Below are 21,779 nucleotides of genomic sequence, written 5' to 3'. Positions count from 1 at the left end.
GTGAGAGCCATCCTTTTTCGGGATGGCTTTTCTATTTGATATGAACACGTTTTTTTCCATAGTGGTACCGGTGTACAACAGACCTGAAGAAATCAGGGAACTGTTGGAGAGTCTTCAAAAACAGGATTTCTCCGAAGATTTTGAAGTGGTTATTGTGGAAGACGGTTCAACCGAAAGTTCGGAAGCCATTGTACAGGGGTTTCAGCAAAACTTGCACATTTCCTATTACTATAAAGCAAATTCGGGCCCAGGGGATTCCCGAAACTTTGGCATGCAAAAGGCCAAGGGCAACTACTTTGTTATTTTGGATTCTGATTGTATTCTGCCCAAACAATATTTGAGTGAGGTACAGAAGGAACTCCAAACAAAGTTTGTACACTGCTTTGGAGGGCCGGACGCTGCGGATGCCTCATTTACCACTGTGCAAAAGGCCATCAATTATGTGATGACCTCTTTTTTGACCACCGGAGGTATTCGTGGGGGTAAAAAGTCTGTTGGAAAATTTCAGCCTCGAAGTTTCAATATGGGGATTTCCAAGGAAGCATTTGAAAAGGCAGGAGGTTTTGGACAAATTCATCCCGGGGAAGACCCCGATCTTACCTTTCGGATTTGGAAATCGGGTTTTGAGACCCGTTTGTTCCCGAAAGCATTTGTGTACCATAAGCGACGCATCGATTGGAACAAGTTCTACATTCAAGTAAACAAGTTCGGAATGGTCCGTCCCATTTTGAACCAGTGGCACCCAGGTACGGCACGTCCCACCTATTGGTTTCCAACTCTGTTTATACTTGGACTAGTTGGTGCACTGATTTTAGCTGCCTTTGGTATGTTTTTACCATTTTTGCTGTATGTCCTGTATTTTATAGTCCTGTTTTTGGATGCACTTTTCAAAGAAAGGAGTGTGGTAATTGCCTGTTTGGCCATTTATGCTGCATTGACCCAGTTCATTGGTTATGGAATAGGTTTCTTCAAGTCCACAATGTTGCTTAATTTTAGTAGGAAGAAACCTGAGGAACTGTTCCCCAAATTATTTTTCAAGAAATAGAACAACGTGGTCAAGAAAATTTTGAGCGGCCTGAATAGAAGAAAAGTGAAGGTATTTTCACTGTTCTTGTTATGCTCATTTTTGGCCTGGTTCATCAGTAATCTCTCCGATACTTATGAATCAAGATCAAATTTCATATTGAATTTTAGGAACCTGCCAGACACTTTGCTGTTGGGAAAGCACTCGGAAGAGCAAATAGAGGTGAAAATGCGGACGAGCGGGTTTCAATTTTTATATTACAATTTTTTCAAGAAACGCATCAATATCGATGTGTCGGATGTAAAATACCAGAATGGAAACTATGTTTTGGATGAAGATGAACTGAAAAAACAGATCGATCAACAATTGTCCCAGAACATTTCCCTTTTGGATTTAGATCGAAGGCTGCTCACCGTAGATCTCTATCAAGTGGAAGCCCGAAAAGTGCCGATCAGGGCCAATCTTAGTTTGCAATTGGAACAGAACCATATTTTGGAAGGGAACCTACAAATTGAACCCGATTCCGTAATGATCAAGGGACCAAGTGCCGAAATCGATACGATTAAGGAACTATGGACGGCTCCCATTCAATTGAACAACGTTTCCACGGATTTTACAACCGAGGCATTGCTTAATTTCCCCAAAGGACTGGAAAACAGTGTATTTTCAGAAAGCAGGGTGACCGTTAACGGTAAAGTGGCCAAATTTTCAGAGAAGGTTTTTGATGTTCCGGTGCGGATGATCAATTTCCCCGAGGGCTTTCAAGTTAAAACCTTTCCAAGTACGGTTACCGTGCTCTGTAAGGCAGGGGTAAATCGTTTAAAGGAGATTACCGCTGCCGATTTTGAAGTGGTCGCAGATTATGCCCAGTTGCAAGGAACCGGCAACAATACCCTTTTTTTGAAAATCATCAATAGCCCGGAACGGGTCTACGATGTCAAGCTTCAGGAAACCACCGTTAATTTTGTAATGGAACAGTTATGATGTTGGTCGGACTTACTGGTGGAATTGGTAGCGGCAAAAGTACCGTGGCCCAAATTTTCAGAGATTTGGGTGTGCCTGTTTACGATTCAGATAAGGAAGCTAAGAGCTTGATGGTTAACTCCCCAGAACTCAAAAGTGCCATTATTGACTTGTTGGGCGATAATGCATATACCGGAAAAACCCTCAACCGAAGCTATATAGCCGAACTGGTATTCAAAGATGTTCGTTTGTTGCAAAAGTTAAACAAAATTGTCCACCCTGCGGTCCGGCAACATTTTTTGAAATGGGCAAATGAACAATCGGCCCCCTATGTAATCCAAGAAACTGCCTTGATTTTTGAAAACGGTGTTCAGGATAATTACTCTGCCACCATTTTGGTCACCGCACCATTGGAAATGCGTCTCAAACGAGTCATGGAGCGGGATGGAGTAGGCAAACAAGTGGTGCTCGAACGTATGAAAAACCAAATGGACGACAACCAAAAAATTGATCTGGCCCAATTTTGTATCGAGAATATTGATTTGGAGGCAACTAAGGAAAAAGTAAGGGGACTTCATGCCAAATTACGGTCCATGGCTGCGAAATTTTAACATTTTTGTTAAGGTTAGGTTAAACGCAGAAAGGCCTAAATGTTAAATTTTTAATTTTAACCCAATGAACAAGAAGCTATTCGTTCTTCTGGTCATTCTTATGAGCTTATCCCTTATAGGGATAATTTTCGTTCAGGTATATTGGATTCGGACATCCATAAACGATAAGGAAGAACAATTTTCGAGGACCGTCACCGATGTTTTGGACAAAGTGGCGAACAGAGTGGAGTTGGAGGAGATGAAAGGGTTGTCCGATCGTATTGCCGCCCAAGCAGATAGTCTTGGAGAACCCAATAGTGTTCAGTTCAGGAAAATATTTTTTGTAGATCAGGATGTGAACTCGGATGAACTCCTGTTTTATTCACACGGGATCCTTGAAGAGGATTATAATATTACATCGACGTTCTTTGATAACAACAATGGGGAAGATTCCACAACCCTGAAAAATTTTACCAGCAAACGAACAAAAGCCATTTTTCGTGAAGAATATGGCCTTGACGGCAAAAGCTATAGTCTGACGCCAATAGAGCGCTGGGAAAAAATCAACAGCTTGAACAATGTGGACAAGGTGTTGATGGAAGATGCCTTAAGGGAATACGCCAAAGCCACACCAATACACAAACGGGTGTCCAAGCAGGAGTTGGAATTGCTGTTGAGCCAGGAACTCCAAAACCGTAATATCAATATCGATTACGAATATGGGGTCTATAGCCAAGGCTATCCAACAAAGGTTCGTTCCAATAAGTTTCGGTTTTCTGGAGATAAAATGTACAAGGCTCCTATTTTTAAGGATAGTGAGGGTGAAACCAATTTTTCGTTACTGCTGACCTTTCCGGCCATGAAAAAGTACATTTTTCAATCGGTTATGGGCATGGCGCTTTTATCGTTGATATTTACGTTGGTAATAGTTTTGGCTTATACCAGTGCCATCTATCAGTTGATCAGACAAAAACAGATTTCCGAGATAAAGTCGGATTTCATCAACAACATGACCCACGAGTTCAAAACACCGATTGCAACAATTAATTTGGCAGTAGAGGCCATACGAAACCCGAAGGCCATCGAAGACAAAGAGAAAGTACTGCGTTATTTGGGCATGATCAGGGACGAGAACAAACGCATGCACGCCCAAGTGGAGAATGTGTTGCGGATTTCAAAACTGGAAAAGAACCAATTGGACATCACCAAAGATCGTGTGGATGTCCATGAGATCATAAGCGATGCGGTAGCCCATGTGGAATTGATCGTTCAGGATCGGGGCGGGTATGTGAACACCCATCTGGATGCAGAACGGTCGGATATTTTGGCCAACGATATGCACATGACCAATGTGATCGTGAACATATTGGACAATGCGATAAAATATTCACCGGAATCCCCAAAGATCGATGTGTTCACAGAGGTTGTGAAGAACAACATCATCATAAAAGTACAGGACCAAGGAGCTGGAATGAGCAAGGCTGTACTTAAAAAAGTATTTGAAAAGTTTTACCGGGAACATACCGGTGACGTACATAATGTGAAAGGCCACGGATTAGGATTGGCCTATGTAAAACGAATTATTGATGACCATCAAGGTGAGGTTTATGCAGAAAGTGAAAAAGGAAAAGGAAGCACATTTTTCATAAAACTGCCCTTGATTTAAAAACAAACTATGGAAACAGAAAAAAAGAAGATACTACTTGTAGAGGATGATCCAAATTTTGGCATCGTATTGAAGGATTATTTGTCCATGAACGACTTTGACGTTGTGCTGGCCAAAAATGGGATGGAGGGCTTTGAGAAATTCAAAAAGGACAATTTTGATGTCTGTATTTTGGATGTGATGATGCCTTACAAGGACGGGTTTACCTTGGCCAAGGAAATCCGCGAAAAGAACGAGAACGTTCCTATTATTTTCCTTACTGCCAAGACCATGAAGGAAGACGTATTGAAGGGCTACAAGGCAGGTGCCGATGATTATTTGAACAAACCGTTCGATTCTGAAGTGCTGTTGATGAAATTGAGGGCCATCATTCAAAGAAAGGCCTCCAGTTCGTTGGCCGACAGTAAACAGTTTGAGTTCCAAATCGGCAACTTCCATTTGAACTCCAAACTCCGCTTCCTAAAATACAAGGATGAGGAGCCTGTGAAATTGTCGCCCAAAGAAAATGAATTGTTGCGCCTATTGGCTTTGCATGAGAACGATTTGATGCCAAGGGAATTGGCCTTGACCAAAATCTGGAGGGACGACAATTATTTCACCTCACGAAGCATGGATGTGTACATTGCCAAATTGAGAAAATACCTGAAACGTGATGATATGGTGGAAATCCTGAATATACACGGAGAAGGATTTAGGCTTGTGGTAAAAGCAGAAAACGAGCAATAAAAGTTGCTATGAAGAGAATAAAAAAGCCGCCATTAGGTGGCTTTTTATTTTTTATACGATCCAATATACCACAGAAACGGTAATGAGACCCACAAAGGCCAAAATCGTGGTCATAACGGTCCAGGATCTAAAGGTTTGCTTTTCGGAAATACCCAAATATTGGCCGACCAGCCAAAATCCACTATCGTTCACTTGTGAAAATATACTGGCCCCCGATGCTATGGCAATTACGATGCAGGCCAGTTCAATGGAATTGAATTCAGATCCAGATAGTAGCGGAGCCACCAGCCCTGCCGCCGTAATCATGGCAACAGTGGAAGATCCTTGTACAATGCGCACAATAGCCGCACTGATAAAAGCAAATCCCAAAATGGGAATGCCCGCATTGCTTAAGGAAGTAGCCAAGAGCTCCCCGGCCCCGGTATCCGTAAGCACTTGCTTGAAAACGCCTCCAGCCCCGGTCAACAAGATGATGGTGCCCGCAGGTGTAAGGGATTTTGTCGATATTTTCATTAGTTGCGCCTTCGAAAATCCTTTTCTGATCCCGAAGAAATACCAAGCTAGCATATTAGCGATGATCAAAGCAGAGAAGGGGTGCCCGATCAATGCGATAAAATTCTGGATTTGGGGATTGGCTTTGCCCAGGGAACTTGCCGAAAAAATGGTATTGGTCAATATCAGCACAATGGGTAAACCAATGATGGCAAGGGTTTCTGTAATATGCGGAAGTAGGTGTTCGCTATCGTCCTTAATTTCATCGGGGGCAGCCACAAATATTTTTTTGGAAATGTATTTACCAAATACCAGTCCTGCAATCAATGCAGTGGGAATGCCCGCTAAAAACCCCATCAAGATGACCCAACCCAAATCGACCCCGATGATGTCCGCCACAGCAATGGGTCCTGGAGTAGGGGGGATAAAGGCATGGGTAATGGCCAGTCCGGCTAATAGGGGAATCGCATAGAGCAAGAGAGACTTACCCGTTTTGCGCTGAAGCGCATAGATCATCGGCACCAAAATGATGAAGGCCACATCAAAAAATACGGGAATGGCTATTAAAAAGCCCGATATCACCATGGCCAAAGGGGCTCTGTTGAGGCCAAATTTGGAAATCATAAAATCCGCGATGGTCTTGGCGCCACCAGAAGCTTCGAGGATACCTCCAAAAATGGCACCCAAACCGACAACTGTGGCCACAAACCCTAACGTACCACCCATTCCATTTTGTACAGTTCCAATAATTTGCTGGGCGTCCAAACCGGCAACCAGCCCGACCACAATACTACCGATGAGCAGCGCAATAAAGGCATGTATCCGAAATTTGAGGATAAGCACCAACAATACGGCGATGCCCAAAAGCACCGAAAGGAGCAATTGGTTCTCCATTAATTGATGTGTTTTAGGATTTCAGCGACAATTTTTGAGGGTGTTTGGTCAATGGAAACCGTTATTTCCTTGGTGGGCGGTTCCAGTGTATCAAACTGCGATTGCAAGAGTTTTATGGGCATAAAATGACCTTTTCGTTGTTCCAATCGGGATTTTATCAACTCAAAAGACCCTTCAAGGTAAACGAAGGCCATACAATTGCCCATACCGGCCCGTAACAGTCCCCTATAGTTGTTTTTTAATGCGGAACATGCGATGACAGCGCCATTTTCCCTATGTTTTCTGGAGAGTTGGTTCAATTGGATGAGCCATTCCTTTCGGTCATCATCGTTCAGGGGGGTTCCCGAACTCATTTTCTCAATATTTGCGGGCGGATGAAAATCATCCCCGTCAAAAAAGGGATACTCCAATTTTTTGGCAAGCAATTGGCCTACTTCGGTCTTTCCACATCCACTTACACCCATAAGAACGAGTACCGTTTTTTTATGGGGCATGGTCGAGGTTTTTGATTTGGTCGGTCACTAGTTCGATGGTTTTGTTTGGTTCTGTACGATGTCCTATCCAAAGGATATTTTTATTCTTTCGTAACCAGGTCAGTTGTCTCTTGGCAAACCGCCGGGTGTTTTTTTTGATTTCCTCCACAGCGGTCTCTAAGGTACAACGGTCTTCAAGATATTCAAAAAGTTCTTTGTAGCCAACTGTTTGCAGGGCATTCAAATTTTTATGGGGAAAAAGTTGTTTGGCTTCGTCCAATAATCCTTCCTGCATCATAACGTCCACGCGCAGATTGATTCTCTCGTAAACAACCTCTCGAGGCGCATCCAACCCAATGTAGATGGTAGTAAAGGACCTATTGGATTTGTTTTGGTTCAAAAAAGAGGAGTAGGGTTGTTCGGATGCGATGCATACTTCCAAGGCCCTGATCAAGCGGTGCGGGTTGTCTCGGTCGACAACCTCGAAATAATTGGGATCTCGTTCCTTCAATTCCTGTTGGAGCGATTCCAAGCCATCTCTTTTCAATTGTTCGTTCAAAGCTTCCCGAATTTTTGGGTCTACCTCAGGAAAATCATCCAATCCCTTCACCACGGCATCCACATAAAGACCACTGCCGCCAACCATGATCACCACATCGTGTTTTTGAAACAAGGTATCGAGTAGGTGCAATGCCTCTCTTTCAAAATCGCCAACGGAATACGGTTCGAAAATGCTTTTGTGCTGAATGAAATGATGGGGTACTTCGGATAGTTCCTGAGACGAAGGTACTGCAGTCCCAATGCTCATTTCCTTGAAAAATTGTCGGGAGTCTGCAGAAACGATTTCGGTCTTGAAATGTTTGGCCAATAGAATGCCCAATGCAGTCTTTCCGATAGCCGTGGGTCCCACAACGGCCAACAATACTTTATGCTTCATAGTTCGTGGCCGCAATTATAACAATGGGTGGCATCGTCCCGGTGTCCTTCTGCCGAGCAATTGGGACATGCTTGCGTATTTACATGTACCATGTGCACCTGATCACCTTCTTCTCCATTTTTCTTCCCTTTTGCAAACTCTGCCGTTACAATCCCCGTAGGAACAGCTATAATGCCATAACCCAAAATCATGATCAAGGTAGCCAAAAACTGACCCAAGTTGCTTTGTGGAGCGATGTCGCCATACCCTACGGTTGTCAGGGTTACAATGGTCCAATAAATGCTACGGGGAATACTGGTGAAGCCCGATTCATCGCCTTCCACAATGTACATGAGTGTGCCAAATATCACGGATAGTATCAAAACCACATAAATGAAAACGGCGATTTTAGTCCGGCTGGCCTTTAAGGCTGCCTGTAATTGTGAAGCCTCCCCGATAAATTTGACCAATTTCAAGATTCTGAAAATTCGTAGCAATCGAAATGCCCTTACAGCCAACAACACTTGGGAACCCGCTAAAATATAGGAGAGATACAGAGGTATTGTGGACAAAAAATCGATAATGCCGTAGAAGCTAAAAACGTACTTCAAGGGCTTTTTTATGCTGATCAAACGGGCAATGTACTCCAAGGTAAAAAAGATGGTCACGATCCATTCCAAGGTCAAAAGCGTACCGTGATAGTCTTTGTCCACATCCTTTATACTTTCCAGCATAACCAGTATCACGCTGAAAATGATCAGGATAAACAGAAGAATATCGAAAAGCTTTCCGGCGGGTGTATCCGCTTCATAAATTATTTCATGAAGTTTGTTTCGCCATCCGGAATATGTCTTTTCTTCTGCTTTCAAGCTGATGATGGGGTTAGGTCGATGGTTCTGAGCCTATTGTTTTTCCGCAAATAGGATTCGATAATGAACGTGGTGTTTTCATCACCTGGCATGGGGGTCATTACCGACTCCAAGATATGAATATTATTGATCTGATGGTTGAGTTCCACAAACCCAAACCCTTGAAGCCTACCATTTTTGATCAATACAAAACTATGCTCCCCGGTTTCCCTGCCTCGATCAAGTAGGGCCATGCTTTTACCGGCAATACTATACTTCTCAAAGGCGGCGGTCACCTTTTCATTGCAATGGGGGCCTTCACATTCGTCATGGAAGGTTCGAATGCATTCGGCTTCGGTGGTTATGGAACCAGGGCACAACTCGAATTCACTTTGAACACGTTCTAGGAAGTTACGGGCCGAATCCATCCCATTGAACGCAATTTGCATCGTTTCAAGACGACTACTTTTCTCAATATTCAAAACAATATGTTCGGAACCATTGAGATTGAAATCCACTGCGTGGGTAAACAACTTTTTTTTGGAGGTATGGTTGTATTTGGGTCGTTTCTTTTTTTGTTCCCAATACGATTTTAGGATACCTATGAGTTCACTGCCTGTTTTTTGATAGGTAACCTTTTTAGTCTCCTTTTGCAGCTTTCGGGCCACTTTGCCCACATTGGTAAAGTGTTGGTTCACCCGCTTTTTAATGTTGGACGATTTCCCCAGAAATATGATCTCTCCCTCTTTATCGTGCATGTAATACACTCCGGTGTCCGACGGCAGCTCGAACACCATATCCAATTGGGTGGGGGAGAGTTCGCCGTGCGATTCTTCCCGAATTACCTCGGTGATAATTTTTTTGTCCGAATCCTTGTTCAGCAACAATTTAAAAAGCTTCAGGGTTGCCAAAGCATCACCGTTGGCTCTATGACGATCGCTCATTGGAATGCCCAGAGAGCGTGCCAACTTGCCCAAACTGTGCGACTCGGCATCGGGGATCAGTTGCTTGGATAGGTCCACGGTGCACAAGGTCTTGCGTTGAAAATCGTATCCCAACCGCCTGAACTCAGTGCGTAGGATTCTGTAGTCGAACTGCGCATTGTGGGCCACAATCACGGTTCCTTCTGTTATTTCCACAATACGTTTGGCCACCTCATGAAATTTGGGCGCCGATCGCAGCATCTTGTTGTTGATGCCCGTTAACTTGGAAACGAAGGGCTGGATTTTCCGTTCGGGATTGATCAAACAGATAAATTGGTCCACAACTTGATGGCCATCAAACCGGTGGATGGCAATTTCCATAATGCCCTCTTCATTGTATTTTCCCCCAGTGCTTTCAATGTCCAATATGGCGTACATGGAATACCGTTGATCGTTTATGAAAAATTTCTTGCCCCAAATATACTACTTCCAATGCGTACCATGGTGCTGCCTTCCGTAATGGCAATACCATAATCCCCACTCATTCCCATGGATAGGATGCTAATTTCGGGCAACTGAAGCTTTAGGTTTTCAAAAAGGGATTTCAAACGGGCGAATTCTTTTCGAACCTGGTTTTCATTGTCGGTGAAGGTGGCCATCCCCATTAATCCCATAATTTTCACATGTTTCATCTGCTTGAATTCTGAAGAAGCCAGCAGCGCGTTCAAATCGTCTTCATCCAAACCAAACTTGGTATCTTCTTCCGCGATATGCATTTGCAACAAACAGGGGATGACTCGATTGTGCTTTTGGGCCTGTTTATCGATTTCTTTCAGCAATTTTAAACTGTCCACCCCATGGATCAAGGAGACAAACTCGGCCATATACTTCACCTTGTTACGCTGCAGGTGTCCGATCATATGCCATTCGATGTCCTTGGGCAAAGCCTCCCATTTTTGGACCATGTCTTGGACTTTGTTTTCCCCAAACACACGTTGACCAGCCTCATAGGCTTCCAAAATGGCCTCGTTGGGCTTGGTTTTGGATACGGCCACCAGGGTTACCCCTTCAGGGAGATCTGCTTTTATTTCGGCAAGATTTTCTTTTATGGACATTGTATTTCTGTTATTCCTATTCATTTGATGGTATGCATTGCCACGATTGGCAAACCAACTGGGCTCCAAACCATACCATAAAGGTATTACAATTCATAAATAGCAAGACCGCTACGCAACTTGGGCTCAATGTAGGTGCTCTTTGGGGGCATTACCAAGCCCGCATCGGCAATAGCCTTGATTTCGTCCACTGTGGTGGGGACCAAACTGAAACCTACCGCATATTCACCCCGGTCTACACTTTCCTTCATTCTGATGAGGTTATTTTTTCCATATCCGTAAGTAATCCGTTTGTCGTTTCTCAGATCCGAAATGCCCAAAATAGGCTCCAATATGGTTTTATAAAGAATTTGGGTGTCCAATTGGCTCAATGCATCCGAAAACAGGTAATTGGTGCGTCGTAAATGGAGAGTATAGAATTCATGGCCCAAATACATGCTGAACTCGTGCTTTTTAGAAGGTTTGCACAACCCATCGCTTCGTTTCTCTATTCGGAAATGTTCATCCAAGCGAATGAGGAACTCTTCCTTGGAAAGTCCATTGAGGTCCTTCACCATGCGATTGAACTCAAAAATATTGATCTGTGATTCCGGAATCAAATAGGCCATGAAAAAATTGTAGGGCTCCGTACCGCTATGTGCGGGGTTTTCATTTTGAAGTTGTTGGGCCAACAAGTGGCTCGAGGCACTTCGGTGATGGCCATCTGCAATGTAAAGCGCATCCAACCCTTCAAAAGCTTTTTGGAGTTTTTCGATCCCTTCGGGATATGAGATTTTCCAGAGTTTATGGTTTACCTTGTCGGTGGTGGTAAAATCGTATTCGGGTTCCCGTTGGATTTTTTTCTGAAAGATTTCGTCCACAGTCGGATTATCGGGATAGGTCATTAAAACGGGTTCGGCGTTAAATCCTACTGTATGGAGATAATCCGCGAACAATTCTTCCCGATGATGGATGGTATCCTCGTGTTTTTTAATGATATCGTTCCGATAATCCTCCACACTACAGGCGCAGAAAAACCCCAGACTTTTAAAATCGCCTTTTTGAATTTGATAGAGGTAGAAGCTGGGTTCTTTGTCTTTTAAAAAGACGTTTTCTTCCAAAAATTCCAGGTAACGGTTGCGGACCAAATGAAAACGCTCTTTTCCCGTGATATGCTTTTCAAACTTATAGCCCGGGTTGATGATGTGCAAAAACGAAAATGGATTGTACCGTAATATCGCTTGTAACTCTTCGGGCGAATATTCCTCATAGGAGCGAGAGGCTACGAAAAAAGCCTTGTCCTTTGTCGGGCGTATCGCCTTAAAAGGTTTGATTACCGCCATGGTCCTAATTGAATTGTGCCGATACCTTTTCCGCTTTTCGGGATTCGGAATAATCGTAGAATCCTTCTCCGGATTTTACACCCAATTTTCCGGCCATCACCATGTTCACCAATAGGGGACAAGGAGCATATTTGGGGTTTTTGAAGCCATCGTACATTACGTTCAAAATGGAAAGGCACACATCCAACCCAATAAAGTCGGCCAATTGTAGGGGACCCATGGGGTGGGCCATTCCCAATTTCATCACGGTATCTATTTCTTGTACGCCAGCCACACCATTGTATAACGTTTCTATGGCTTCGTTGATCATGGGCATCAAAATCCGATTGGCTACAAATCCGGGGTAATCGTTCACTTCCGTAGGGGTCTTGCCCAGTTTTTTGGACAACTCCATAATGGTCTTGGTTACTTCGTCCGAAGTACTGTACCCGCGAATGATCTCCACCAATTTCATGATCGGAACGGGGTTCATGAAGTGCATCCCGATTACTTTTTCGGGCCGTTTGGTGGCCGCGGCAATCTGGGTGATGGAGATGGAGGAAGTATTGGTGGCCAAAATGGTCTTTGAGTCACAGGTTTCATCCAAATCCCTGAAAATCTTTAATTTGATATCCAAGTTCTCCGTTGCAGCTTCAACAACCAAATCCACATCTGCCACACCTTTTTTCATCTCGGTAAAGGTGGTGATGTTGGACAGTGTACCTTCTTTTTGGTTTTGATCGATCACCTCTTTGGCCAACATTCGGTCCAAATTTTTGGTGATGGTGGCGAGGCCTCTGTCCAAGGATGCTTGTGAAATATCGATGAGGTTCACTTTGAAACCATTTTGGGCAAAAACGTGGGCAATTCCGTTACCCATCGTCCCTGCACCGATAACTGCTATATTCTTCATGGTATTTTTTATTTTCTCGTTCTCGATTGCGCTCGAACTGATGAAATTTTATTGATTAAATGATTCTATGATCTGAAGGGCCACTCGAAGGGCATTGGTACCTTGCTCCAAAGTAACAACGGGCGTGGTATCTTGGTTGATGGCATCGGCAAAGGTTTCCAACTCATCCAAAATGGCATTGTTCACATCGATTTCGGGATTCTCAAAATAGATCTGTTTTTTCTCCCCTTCGGCATTTTGAAGGATCATATCAAAGTCACCAGGTTGTTCAGGGGCATCCTTCATTTTGACCACTTCCACCTTTTTCTCCAGAAAATCCACGGAGATGTAAGCGTCCTTTTGAAAAAATCGGGATTTTCGCATGTTTTTCAACGATATGCGGCTCGAAGTCAAATTGGCCACACAGCCATTCTCGAACTCGATACGGGCGTTGGCAATATCGGGCGAGCTACTGATCACGGAAACACCACTGGCATTGATCTGTTTTACTTTCGATGGTACCACGCTCAAGATCACATCAATATCGTGGATCATTAAATCAAGGACTACGGGCACATCCGTACCCCTAGGATTGAACTCGGCCAACCGATGGGTCTCAATGAACATTGGATTCTCGATTTTGTCCTTTACGGCCAAAAAAGCAGGGTTGAAGCGCTCCACATGGCCCACTTGGCCCTTAATGCCATGTTTTTTGGTCAGTTCAAGGATTTCTTCGGCTTCTTCGAGGGTATTGGTGATCGGTTTTTCAATAAAAATGTGCTTCCCTTTCGCGATGGCCTTTTTGGCACAATCGTAGTGCGAAAGGGTAGGGGTTACAATATCCACCACATCCACTGCATCGATCAAGGTGTTGATATTTTCAAAAAAGGTATAGCCAAATTCAAGGGCTACCTTTTTGGCGTTGATTTCGTCCGGGTCATAAAACCCTACGAGTTCATATTTTTCCGATTGGTTTAAGAGCCTAAGGTGAATTTTTCCCAAATGTCCCGCACCCAGGACACCAACTTTTAACATAGTCCGTGTTTTTGCCAAAAATACGGATATGGTGCCACTATTCCATAAAAAATAGAAGGGAACTGGCAGATAATTCTTGTGGAACTTTTTAAATTCGTGGACCAGACCAATGACCATGAAGGATACGCACAAGCATAGGGGTATGCGCAATAAATTGGCCGAGATTGTTGAGGCCAAGGGAATTTCGGACACTAAGGTGTTGAATGCCATTCGGACTATTCCACGGCACTTGTTTTTGGACAGTGGTTTCGAGGATCATGCCTATCAGGACAAGGCGTTTCCCATAGGTGCTGATCAGACCATTTCCCAACCCTATACGGTTGCTTTTCAAACTGAACTGTTGCAGGTGAAGCCCAACGACAAGATCTTGGAAATAGGAACGGGAAGCGGTTATCAAACCGCGGTATTGTTGCATTTAAAGGCCAAGGTCTATACGATTGAACGCCAACAGGAACTGTTCAAAAAGACCAAATTGTTCTTTGCCAAGATGAACTATCGGCCCAAAAAAGTCATTTTTGGAGATGGGTACAAAGGATTGCCCGAAGAGGCTCCATTTGATGGAATCATCGTTACCGCTGGGGCACCTGAAGTTCCAAAAGCATTGTTGTCCCAACTTAAAGTTGGCGGCCGATTGGTAATCCCTGTGGGGGTGGCTGAACAAGTAATGACCTTATATCTCAGAAAGTCGGAAAAGGAATTTGAAAAACAGGAGTTGGGCGCTTTTCGCTTTGTTCCGCTGTTGGAAGATAAAAATTAGTTGTTGAAACTTTTTTTGACGCGGTCCAGGTTGCGCTTGCTGTCACGATCTTTAATGGTCTCCCTTTTGTCGTACAATTTTTTACCCTTGGCCAAGGCAATATTTATTTTGGCCAATCCCCGGTCGTTGATAAAAAGGTTTAATGGAACAATGGTCAACCCCGTGGTGGTGACTTCTTTTCGCAGTTTTTTGAGCTCCCGTTTGTTCAACAGCAATTTGCGCTCGGCTTTGGGTCGGTGATTGTAATAATTACCATGACTATATTCATCAATATTCATGTTTATTACAAAAAGTTCCCCTTTGTCATTAAATTCGCAAAAACTCTGGGATAGGTTGGCCTTGCCCAACCGAATGGATTTGATTTCGGTACCTCCCAACACGATTCCGGCGGTGTAGGTATCCAAGATTTCATAATCAAATCGGGCCCTTTTGTTTTTTATGTTGATATTTTGCTGCATCGTTGGCAAAAGTATAAACTCTTGAGCAAGAAAATTGTAATGTTATGCCAGAAATTACGAATAAGAACAAAACCTCCCATATGAAACGAATAGTGATTGGATTGATGGCAGTAGTGGCCATGGCATGTAAAATTGAGCCAAAAGAAGAGTTAACGGCACAACAAATCGTGGATAACGCCATTGCAGATAGTGGTGGGGAACTGTACAATTCCCATGCGACCTCCTTTGTTTTCAGGGACAGGACTTATACTTCTGGGAACACCAATGGAAAAAAGGTATTAAAACGCACATTTCAATTGGATTCTGTAACCATAACCGATGTAAAGAACGGAAACGATTTTGAACGTTATGTAAACGATTCATTGGTCTCTGTTCCCGACTCCATGGCAGTGCGGTATGGCAACTCCGTAAACTCAGTACATTATTTTGCGCGATTGCCCTACGGACTCAACGATGCGGCGGTCAACAAGGAACTTCTGGGGAAAGAAACCATTGGCGGGAAGGACTATTATAAGGTGAAGGTGACTTTTGACCAAGCTGGCGGTGGTGATGATTTTGATGATATATACTTGTATTGGTTTGATACAGAAACTTTTAAACCTGAATATTTGGCGTATGACTTTCAGGTGAACGGAGGTGGACAACGTTTCCGAAAAGCGTATAACGAACGGTATGTGAACGGCATCCGGTTCGTGGATTATGAAAACTACAAGCCAAAAAATGAAGGTACCGCCATCTTGGAAATCGGGCAGCTTTTTGATAAAGGGGAACTGGAGTTGTTGTCAAAAATTGAATTGACCGATATCCAGGTAGCGAAAGACTAGTCCATTTTCAGACGGATGTCGGTGGGAACGCCATCGATGAGGCGCACAATGAAAAGACTACTGTTGTCATTGTCGTCCATTTGCTCATATTTTTCAACCCCGATCATTTTGTTTACCAATACCGGAGTGGTATTGCTATGGCCTACCACCAAGACATTTTTCCCGTCATTTTCTAGCTTTAATGCTTCGATGTCCAAAGTCCTGGGGTCGTAATATTTGATATCAATGTTTTTCTTCACCGAAGTAGGGGCGGCTGTCATGGAGGTACGCTCGTAATTGGTGGAGTAGATCACGTCCAAAGGAATGGGGTCGAACACTTCCGCCCATTTAATGGCTCTGTTCAAACCGTCTTGATTGAGTTCGGGGTCGGGATTTTCAGGGTCCGTCCTGTCCTTTTCCGCATGGCGAATAAAATAAAATGTGGACACAATAGGTTCTACATTTTTCGTATCTTTTTTGCAGCTGATACTTCCAACGATTAAAATTGCTAGGGCAATCAATGGTTTGATGGTTCGCATAGTTGATAGGTAAAAGGTTCCCGTGGATTTTATAAATCTGTTTTAAAAGTAACGTTTAATTTTGATTTTCCATTATGCGAAAAAGTCTGGTTTCTTTACTTGGGGCCTTTTTGGGGTTTATTGCTTGGGGGCAGGAAGTGGCTTTGCCACCCGATTTTAGGCAGCATAACCTTACCCAGTTCAATGCAAGTTTATTGAACCCGGCATTTGCTGTTGATTGGAACAACCCCAACGCATTTTCTGTTTGGACGCGCTGGCAATGGCAGACCCTAGATGGAGATCCCACAACACTATTTGCCAATTACACTCATCAAATTGGCGATGCTTCCATCGTTGGATTGGGTTTTCTGCAGCATAACACCGGAATCTTTCTCTATACGGGTGGAAACATCAACTTTGCCCAGACTGTGGAATTGGCCGAAAACATCCGTTTTATGGCAGGTTTGAATATGTATGCCTTTCAGGAGACCTTGGCTGATGAACAATTTGTGTCCAATAGCGGGTTGGATCCCATTGTTTTGGAAGATTATAAAAATTTCAGGATGCAATTTTCCCCTGGTTTGCGATTGATGGTCCATCAAACCGGTATCGGTATTGCCTTTGAAAATGCATTTGGGTTTATTTTATCGGGTGATGATGCCGGTAACAACGATTATTTCAAGACTTTTATGGGAACAGTAAGCCAAGATATCCCGGTTTCATTGTTTGAAAGTCAAGGTCGGAGCATCATAAGGCCTGTTGCCTATATAAAATCCATTCCAGATGGTGACACCCAGTACGGACTCAATGGCCTTTTCTCGACCCCCTATTTTTGGGTTCAGGGGGGGTATAACAGTTTTTATGGTCCCTCGGGCGGCGTTGGCATTACGTTGGCCAAATCGTTTTCCATCGGTGGACTTGTGGAGTTTGGCACCGATGCTTCTTTGGACGAAAAGGATCCTACGTTGGAACTGATCGCATCTTATCATTTTGGCAAATCCAACCGACAAATCAAGGTCGAAGAAGAACCAGAAACAGAGGAAGACAACGCACTTGAAATGGAACGGGCAGCCCAACTGCAAAGAGAAAAAGACAGTATTGCCCTGCTGCAACGTGAAGCGGAACTTTTGGCCGCACAACGAAAAAAAGATAGTATTGATCGAGTAAACCTCCAAAGACAGAAGGATAGTATTGCACAATTACAAGCCCAAAAAGTAGAACTTCGACCCAATGAGAAATATGAGGAAGTAGAAAATGAAGAAGGCCTGGAGCCCGGGTTTTATTTGATCGCAAATGTATATGGCACCAAAAAGTACTTTGATAACTTTATGAAGACGCTAAGGGAAAAAGGGTTGGAGCCCAAATCCTTTTATCGTAAGCTCAATAAGTACAACTATGTGTATCTGGAACGGTACAACACCATGGGTGAGGCTCGAAAGGCTAGAGATAGCCAATTTTTTGGCAAATACGCCGACAAGACCTGGATTTTTAGGGTGAAAGGAAATTAAAAGGTCATTTTTTTATTTCCTGTCGAACCAAATGCTCCAAATAGGTGAGGGTGTTGATCAAATATTTGCGGTCGCGCGTCATGGTGCTCATGGCCACGGCACCTTGGATCATGGTAAACAATTGTTTGGCAAACTGCAAAGGCGGAACGGGCAAATGAATTTCCCGCGTGTTGGCTCCATTTTCCAGTACCAAGGCAATTTTACCTTCAATATCCTTGATGGTTTCTTTTACGGCGGCAGCCAATAATTTGTTGTTGCCCTGAGCGTCCACGCCAACGTTCAATATGGGGCATCCTCCCATTGGCAAGGTGAACACATCGTATTGCTTGTAAAATTGGATAAGTGAATAAAGCTTGTCGAGCGCACCACTTTCGACGGCCAATTTTTCATCTATGGTACCCAACAAAACGTTTCGGTTATATTCAAAAGCCGATAAGGCCAGAGCTTCCTTATTCTCAAAATTACCATAAATGGCCCCTTTGGTAAGTCCGGTAGCTTCCGTAAGGTCGCTCATACTGGTGCCGATGTATCCGTGTCTGTTGAAAATGGGCGCCACCGTTTCAATGATATAGGCGGTGGTCCGTTCTGCTTTTTTGGTCATTGTGGTAAAGGGTTGGCGTTGGGTAAAACGAAGATATAAAAAAACAGATACTGTATGGTATTTTTAAAAGTTAAAGCCCTTGCTTTTAACAAACAAGGGCTTCATTTTTAATGTCACTTATCTTACTTCACCAATTCATCCTGATTTCTGAAAACCAGTTCATCGTCAAACGAATCCAAGAGCACAATACTGTCCGTCTTAATTTTTCCGGCCAGCAGTTCTTTGGAAAGGCTGTTCAGTACTTCCTTCTGGATCAATCGTTTCACCGGTCTTGCACCATATTGTGGATCGTAACCTTTTTCGGCCAAATAGTCGATGGCTTCCGGGGTGGCATCCAAGGTAATGTGCTGTTTGGCCAGCATTTTTTTCAATCCGTTCAACTGTAGGCCCACAATATCCTTAATATCCTTTTTGTTCAACGGTGCGAACATAATGATGTCATCGATTCGGTTCAAGAATTCCGGTCGTATGGTCTTGCGCAATAAGCTGAGCACTTCAACCCGGGCTGCTTCCGATGCACTTTCTATGTCCACGGCACCATCAAACTTCTCTTGGATGATATCACTTCCCATGTTACTGGTCATAATGATAATACAGTTCTTGAAGTCTGCCACTCGTCCTTTGTTATCCGTCAATCTTCCTTCATCCAGCACTTGAAGCAGAATATTGAAAGTATCTGGGTGAGCTTTTTCGATTTCATCCAACAAAACCACGGAATACGGCTTTCTTCGCACGGCTTCAGTCAATTGGCCACCCTCGTCATAACCTACATATCCTGGAGGTGCTCCTACCAAACGGCTTACGGAATGGCGTTCCTGGTATTCGCTCATATCGATTCGGGTGATGGCGTTTTCATCGTCGAACAGATAGGCTGCCAATGTTTTGGCCAACTCGGTTTTACCCACACCTGTGGTCCCTAAAAACAGGAAGGAACCAATCGGTTTTTTGGCATCTTGCAAACCGGCGCGACTTCTGCGAATGGCATCCGATACCGCGGTAATGGCCTCGTCTTGTCCGATAACACGTTGGTGAAGCACGTCCTCCAATTTCAAGAGTTTTTCCCTTTCACTCTGCATCATCTTGGTCACGGGTATTCCTGTCCATTTGGCCACTACTTCGGCAATGTCCTCATAGGTAACCTCTTCTTTGATCAAGGTTCCGGCGCTTTGCTGTTTGGCCAGCTCATCTTGGAGAGTGTCCAATTTTTCTTGGGCTTCCTTTATTTTTCCATAGCGCAACTCGGCTACCTTGCCATAATCCCCGTTCCGCTCGGCGCGTTCGGCTTCCAGTTTGAAGTTTTCAATATCCTCCTTGGTTTTCTGGATATTGTCCACTACGCTTTTCTCACTTTCCCATTTGGCAAAGATCTCGTTGCGGTCTTCCTTAAGGTTGGCCAATTCTAGGTTCAAGGTTTTCAATTTGGCCTGGTCATCTTCCCGTTTGATGGCTTCGATTTCAATTTCCAACTGCATGATCTTACGGTCCAAAACATCGAGTTCCTCAGGTTTGGAGTTGATTTCCATGCGCAGTTTGGAAGCTGCCTCGTCCATTAGGTCAATCGCCTTGTCGGGCAAGAATCGGTTGGTGATGTAGCGCTGTGACAACTCCACGGCACCGATTACAGCCTCATCTTTAATACGCACTTTATGGTGGTTCTCATATTTTTCCTTGATCCCCCTTAAAATGGAGATGGCACTTTCGGTATCGGGTTCGTCCACCAATACCTTTTGGAATCGGCGTTCCAAGGCCTTGTCCTTTTCAAAATATTTTTGGTATTCATCCAAAGTGGTGGCACCGATGGCCCTAAGTTCCCCCCGTGCCAAGGCCGGTTTCAGGATGTTGGCGGCATCCATGGCACCTTGGCCACCTCCAGCACCCACCAAGGTGTGGATCTCATCAATAAACAATACAATGTTTCCGTCCGATGAGGTTACTTCCTTGATTACGGCTTTCAATCGCTCTTCAAACTCACCTTTGTATTTCGCACCGGCGATCAATGCACCCATATCCAGGGAATAAATAACCTTGTCCTTTAAGTTTTCAGGAACATCGCCCTGAACGATACGGTGTGCCAATCCTTCGGCAATAGCGGTTTTACCAACACCGGGTTCACCGACCAACATGGGGTTGTTCTTGGTCCGTCTGGATAAGATCTGCAATACCCTTCGGATTTCCTCGTCCCTGCCGATTACGGGATCTAACTTGCCGCTATCTGCCAACTGGTTGAGGTTTTTGGCATATTTGTCCAGAGAGTTGTAGGTTTCCTCTGCACTTTGGGAGGTTACCTTTCCGCCTTTTCGCAACTCTTGAATGGCTGCATTCAAATCTTTTTCGGTTACGCCTTGATCCTTAAGGATCTGGGCAATCTTGCTTTTGGATTTAAAAATGGCCAACAGCAAATGCTCCACGGAAACGAACTCATCGCCCATGTTTTTGGCAACAATACTGGCTTCGTTCACTGTTTTTCCGGCCTCACGGGACAACATAATGTCGCCACCGGACACTTTGGCAAAGCTTTGCAGTTCTTTATCCAAGATTTGATTGAGCAAGTTGACATTGACGTTCAATTTTTTCAAAATGAATGGCATCACGTTTTCGTCCACTTCGGCAATGGCCTTGAACAGGTGCTCGTTTTCAATTTGTTGATGCCCTAATTCTTGGGCCAATTGTTGGGCCCTTTGAATGGCTTCTTGTGATTTTATTGTAAAATTGTTAAAGTTCATGGTCGTTTTTTTTCTGTAGGATGACAACAACCCTACCATAGGCCAAACACCGTCAAAATGTCGTGCAATTCCTTTAATTACAGGACATTTCGTCAGTTGTAAGCTTTTTGAAGAACCGCGACTTACCCCTTAAATTTGTACTATGGGAATATTTGACAGGGTCTTTGGAAAGAGAGACCAAACAGCAGAGCAAAAAGCACAATTACCATGGATTCCGTTGGAATCCTTAGCGCAATTGGAAACGATAAAAGAGCTTTCGCAAGAACGCCCACAGGTGATACTTAAACATTCCAGTACGTGTGGCATTAGTAGGGTGGTGCTCAAAATGTTCAAGGATTCTTATGATATTAACTGGAACTGCGACCTCTATTTTTTGACCATACAGTCGCATAGGGACATTTCCAATGGGATAGCCGAACGATTTGGTATTCGGCATGAGTCGCCTCAGTTGTTGGTGGTAAAACAGGGTGAGGTTACCTTTCATACCTCCCATGGAGGCATTGCCGACACCAATTTGGGAGATAAGCTTTAAAAAAAAGCCCCGGCTTTCGTC

At 43.9% G+C, this 21,779-nt stretch carries 22 protein-coding genes; 9 read left to right on the top strand and 13 right to left on the bottom strand.

Annotated elements, in window-relative coordinates; all coding sequences use genetic code 11:
• Positions 1 to 40: 40 nt before the first annotated feature.
• From EO131_RS08495 to EO131_RS08475, 5 genes are all read left to right on the top strand, one after another.
• Positions 41 to 1,045, top strand: coding sequence for a glycosyltransferase family 2 protein (locus EO131_RS08495; RefSeq protein ID WP_127020818.1), 1,005 nt, complete (start codon positions 41 to 43; stop codon positions 1,043 to 1,045).
• Between the two features lie 6 nt (positions 1,046 to 1,051).
• Positions 1,052 to 2,008 (top strand): CdaR family protein, encoded by a 957-nt coding sequence (locus tag EO131_RS08490; protein ID WP_127020816.1) that lies wholly within the window; start codon positions 1,052 to 1,054, stop codon positions 2,006 to 2,008.
• Positions 2,005 to 2,598 carry a dephospho-CoA kinase gene (coaE, locus tag EO131_RS08485; protein ID WP_127020814.1) on the top strand — a complete coding sequence of 198 codons (594 nt, stop codon included), beginning with the start codon at positions 2,005 to 2,007 and terminating at the stop codon, positions 2,596 to 2,598. The genes EO131_RS08490 and coaE overlap by 4 nt, the downstream gene beginning before the upstream one ends.
• A gap of 64 nt (positions 2,599 to 2,662) precedes the next feature.
• Positions 2,663 to 4,243 carry a sensor histidine kinase gene (locus EO131_RS08480; RefSeq protein WP_127020812.1) on the top strand — a complete coding sequence of 527 codons (1,581 nt, stop codon included), beginning with the start codon at positions 2,663 to 2,665 and terminating at the stop codon, positions 4,241 to 4,243.
• 9 nt (positions 4,244 to 4,252) lie between these two features.
• Positions 4,253 to 4,969, top strand: coding sequence for a response regulator transcription factor (locus tag EO131_RS08475; RefSeq protein ID WP_127020810.1), 717 nt, complete (start codon positions 4,253 to 4,255; stop codon positions 4,967 to 4,969).
• A gap of 51 nt (positions 4,970 to 5,020) precedes the next feature.
• Here EO131_RS08475 and EO131_RS08470 read toward each other — a convergent pair whose 3' ends face one another.
• The 9 genes from EO131_RS08470 to EO131_RS08430 form a co-directional block, all read right to left on the bottom strand.
• Complete coding sequence (locus EO131_RS08470) at positions 5,021 to 6,355, bottom strand: GntP family permease (RefSeq protein WP_127020808.1); 1,335 nt, start codon at positions 6,353 to 6,355, stop codon at positions 5,021 to 5,023.
• Positions 6,355 to 6,849: a gluconokinase gene (locus EO131_RS08465; protein ID WP_127020806.1), complete on the bottom strand. Its 495-nt coding sequence runs from the start codon at positions 6,847 to 6,849 to the stop codon at positions 6,355 to 6,357. Before EO131_RS08465 ends, EO131_RS08470 begins: the two co-directional genes overlap by 1 nt.
• A complete protein-coding gene (gene miaA / locus EO131_RS08460) occupies positions 6,839 to 7,765 on the bottom strand; it encodes a tRNA (adenosine(37)-N6)-dimethylallyltransferase MiaA (protein ID WP_127020804.1) in 927 nt (308 codons plus the stop codon). The genes EO131_RS08465 and miaA overlap by 11 nt, the downstream gene beginning before the upstream one ends.
• Positions 7,762 to 8,613 carry an ion transporter gene (locus tag EO131_RS08455; protein ID WP_127020802.1) on the bottom strand — a complete coding sequence of 284 codons (852 nt, stop codon included), beginning with the start codon at positions 8,611 to 8,613 and terminating at the stop codon, positions 7,762 to 7,764. Before EO131_RS08455 ends, miaA begins: the two co-directional genes overlap by 4 nt.
• Entirely contained in the window at positions 8,610 to 9,953 is a 1,344-nt protein-coding gene (locus EO131_RS08450; protein ID WP_127020800.1) for an exonuclease domain-containing protein, read from the bottom strand. The genes EO131_RS08455 and EO131_RS08450 overlap by 4 nt, the downstream gene beginning before the upstream one ends.
• Before the next feature lie 17 nt (positions 9,954 to 9,970).
• Entirely contained in the window at positions 9,971 to 10,630 is a 660-nt protein-coding gene (locus tag EO131_RS08445) for a YggS family pyridoxal phosphate-dependent enzyme (RefSeq protein WP_127020798.1), read from the bottom strand.
• Between the two features lie 86 nt (positions 10,631 to 10,716).
• Complete coding sequence (locus EO131_RS08440; RefSeq protein ID WP_127020796.1) at positions 10,717 to 11,952, bottom strand: DUF1015 domain-containing protein; 1,236 nt, start codon at positions 11,950 to 11,952, stop codon at positions 10,717 to 10,719.
• A 4-nt stretch (positions 11,953 to 11,956) separates the two neighbouring features.
• Positions 11,957 to 12,844 carry a 3-hydroxyacyl-CoA dehydrogenase family protein gene (locus EO131_RS08435; RefSeq protein ID WP_127020794.1) on the bottom strand — a complete coding sequence of 296 codons (888 nt, stop codon included), beginning with the start codon at positions 12,842 to 12,844 and terminating at the stop codon, positions 11,957 to 11,959.
• Between the two features lie 48 nt (positions 12,845 to 12,892).
• Entirely contained in the window at positions 12,893 to 13,858 is a 966-nt protein-coding gene (locus EO131_RS08430; RefSeq protein ID WP_127020792.1) for a Gfo/Idh/MocA family protein, read from the bottom strand.
• Between the two features lie 115 nt (positions 13,859 to 13,973).
• Between EO131_RS08430 and EO131_RS08425 the strand changes: the two genes are divergently transcribed.
• On the top strand, positions 13,974 to 14,615 hold the full coding sequence (locus EO131_RS08425; protein WP_127020790.1) for a protein-L-isoaspartate(D-aspartate) O-methyltransferase: 642 nt from the start codon (positions 13,974 to 13,976) through the stop codon (positions 14,613 to 14,615).
• On the opposite strand, the gene smpB is transcribed toward EO131_RS08425, so the two are convergent.
• The gene (smpB, locus tag EO131_RS08420) at positions 14,612 to 15,073 is read right to left on the bottom strand and encodes an SsrA-binding protein SmpB (protein ID WP_127020788.1); all 462 of its coding nucleotides are present in this window, start codon (positions 15,071 to 15,073) and stop codon (positions 14,612 to 14,614) included. The genes EO131_RS08425 and smpB overlap by 4 nt on opposite strands.
• A gap of 80 nt (positions 15,074 to 15,153) precedes the next feature.
• Between smpB and EO131_RS08415 the strand changes: the two genes are divergently transcribed.
• Positions 15,154 to 15,897 carry a DUF6503 family protein gene (locus EO131_RS08415; protein WP_164731654.1) on the top strand — a complete coding sequence of 248 codons (744 nt, stop codon included), beginning with the start codon at positions 15,154 to 15,156 and terminating at the stop codon, positions 15,895 to 15,897.
• On the opposite strand, the gene EO131_RS08410 is transcribed toward EO131_RS08415, so the two are convergent.
• Entirely contained in the window at positions 15,894 to 16,415 is a 522-nt protein-coding gene (locus tag EO131_RS08410; protein ID WP_127020784.1) for a SixA phosphatase family protein, read from the bottom strand. The genes EO131_RS08415 and EO131_RS08410 overlap by 4 nt on opposite strands.
• A 74-nt stretch (positions 16,416 to 16,489) precedes the next feature.
• Between EO131_RS08410 and EO131_RS08405 the strand changes: the two genes are divergently transcribed.
• A complete protein-coding gene (locus EO131_RS08405) occupies positions 16,490 to 17,902 on the top strand; it encodes a PorP/SprF family type IX secretion system membrane protein (protein WP_127020782.1) in 1,413 nt (470 codons plus the stop codon).
• Between the two features lie 4 nt (positions 17,903 to 17,906).
• Here EO131_RS08405 and EO131_RS08400 read toward each other — a convergent pair whose 3' ends face one another.
• Together EO131_RS08400 and clpB are read right to left on the bottom strand one after the other, a co-directional pair.
• On the bottom strand, positions 17,907 to 18,503 hold the full coding sequence (locus EO131_RS08400; protein ID WP_127020780.1) for a TetR/AcrR family transcriptional regulator: 597 nt from the start codon (positions 18,501 to 18,503) through the stop codon (positions 17,907 to 17,909).
• Positions 18,504 to 18,625: 122 nt separating this feature from the next.
• Positions 18,626 to 21,226, bottom strand: a complete 2,601-nt coding sequence (clpB, locus tag EO131_RS08395; RefSeq protein WP_127020778.1) for an ATP-dependent chaperone ClpB — start codon at positions 21,224 to 21,226, stop codon at positions 18,626 to 18,628.
• 142 nt (positions 21,227 to 21,368) lie between these two features.
• On the opposite strand from clpB, the gene ytxJ reads away from it, so the two are divergent.
• Positions 21,369 to 21,758 carry a bacillithiol system redox-active protein YtxJ gene (gene ytxJ, locus EO131_RS08390; protein ID WP_127020776.1) on the top strand — a complete coding sequence of 130 codons (390 nt, stop codon included), beginning with the start codon at positions 21,369 to 21,371 and terminating at the stop codon, positions 21,756 to 21,758.
• Positions 21,759 to 21,779: the final 21 nt, after the last annotated feature.

It is taken from the genome of Flagellimonas beolgyonensis (genome assembly GCF_003992615.1).
In the GTDB taxonomy this organism is placed as follows: domain Bacteria; phylum Bacteroidota; class Bacteroidia; order Flavobacteriales; family Flavobacteriaceae; genus Flagellimonas; species Flagellimonas beolgyonensis.
Note: the sequence above shows the minus strand (reverse complement) of the source record. Positions and strands in the feature narration are given on the sequence as shown.

Bases quoted from the DNA above. Each gene is read 5' to 3' on its own strand.
- EO131_RS08495 (WP_127020818.1), top strand. From the start codon at position 41: ATGAACACGTTTTTTTCCATAGTGGTACCGGTGTACAACAGACCTGAA.
- coaE (WP_127020814.1), top strand. From the start codon at position 2,005: ATGATGTTGGTCGGACTTACTGGTGGAATTGGTAGCGGCAAAAGTACC.
- EO131_RS08480 (WP_127020812.1), top strand. From the start codon at position 2,663: ATGAACAAGAAGCTATTCGTTCTTCTGGTCATTCTTATGAGCTTATCC.
- EO131_RS08475 (WP_127020810.1), top strand. From the start codon at position 4,253: ATGGAAACAGAAAAAAAGAAGATACTACTTGTAGAGGATGATCCAAAT.
- EO131_RS08470 (WP_127020808.1), bottom strand. From the start codon at position 6,355: ATGGAGAACCAATTGCTCCTTTCGGTGCTTTTGGGCATCGCCGTATTG.
- EO131_RS08465 (WP_127020806.1), bottom strand. From the start codon at position 6,849: ATGCCCCATAAAAAAACGGTACTCGTTCTTATGGGTGTAAGTGGATGT.
- miaA (WP_127020804.1), bottom strand. From the start codon at position 7,765: ATGAAGCATAAAGTATTGTTGGCCGTTGTGGGACCCACGGCTATCGGA.
- EO131_RS08450 (WP_127020800.1), bottom strand. From the start codon at position 9,953: ATGTACGCCATATTGGACATTGAAAGCACTGGGGGAAAATACAATGAA.
- EO131_RS08445 (WP_127020798.1), bottom strand. From the start codon at position 10,630: ATGTCCATAAAAGAAAATCTTGCCGAAATAAAAGCAGATCTCCCTGAA.
- EO131_RS08440 (WP_127020796.1), bottom strand. From the start codon at position 11,952: ATGGCGGTAATCAAACCTTTTAAGGCGATACGCCCGACAAAGGACAAG.
- EO131_RS08435 (WP_127020794.1), bottom strand. From the start codon at position 12,844: ATGAAGAATATAGCAGTTATCGGTGCAGGGACGATGGGTAACGGAATT.
- EO131_RS08430 (WP_127020792.1), bottom strand. From the start codon at position 13,858: ATGTTAAAAGTTGGTGTCCTGGGTGCGGGACATTTGGGAAAAATTCAC.
- EO131_RS08425 (WP_127020790.1), top strand. From the start codon at position 13,974: ATGAAGGATACGCACAAGCATAGGGGTATGCGCAATAAATTGGCCGAG.
- smpB (WP_127020788.1), bottom strand. From the start codon at position 15,073: ATGCAGCAAAATATCAACATAAAAAACAAAAGGGCCCGATTTGATTAT.
- EO131_RS08415 (WP_164731654.1), top strand. From the start codon at position 15,154: ATGAAACGAATAGTGATTGGATTGATGGCAGTAGTGGCCATGGCATGT.
- EO131_RS08410 (WP_127020784.1), bottom strand. From the start codon at position 16,415: ATGCGAACCATCAAACCATTGATTGCCCTAGCAATTTTAATCGTTGGA.
- EO131_RS08405 (WP_127020782.1), top strand. From the start codon at position 16,490: ATGCGAAAAAGTCTGGTTTCTTTACTTGGGGCCTTTTTGGGGTTTATT.
- EO131_RS08400 (WP_127020780.1), bottom strand. From the start codon at position 18,503: ATGACCAAAAAAGCAGAACGGACCACCGCCTATATCATTGAAACGGTG.
- clpB (WP_127020778.1), bottom strand. From the start codon at position 21,226: ATGAACTTTAACAATTTTACAATAAAATCACAAGAAGCCATTCAAAGG.
- ytxJ (WP_127020776.1), top strand. From the start codon at position 21,369: ATGGGAATATTTGACAGGGTCTTTGGAAAGAGAGACCAAACAGCAGAG.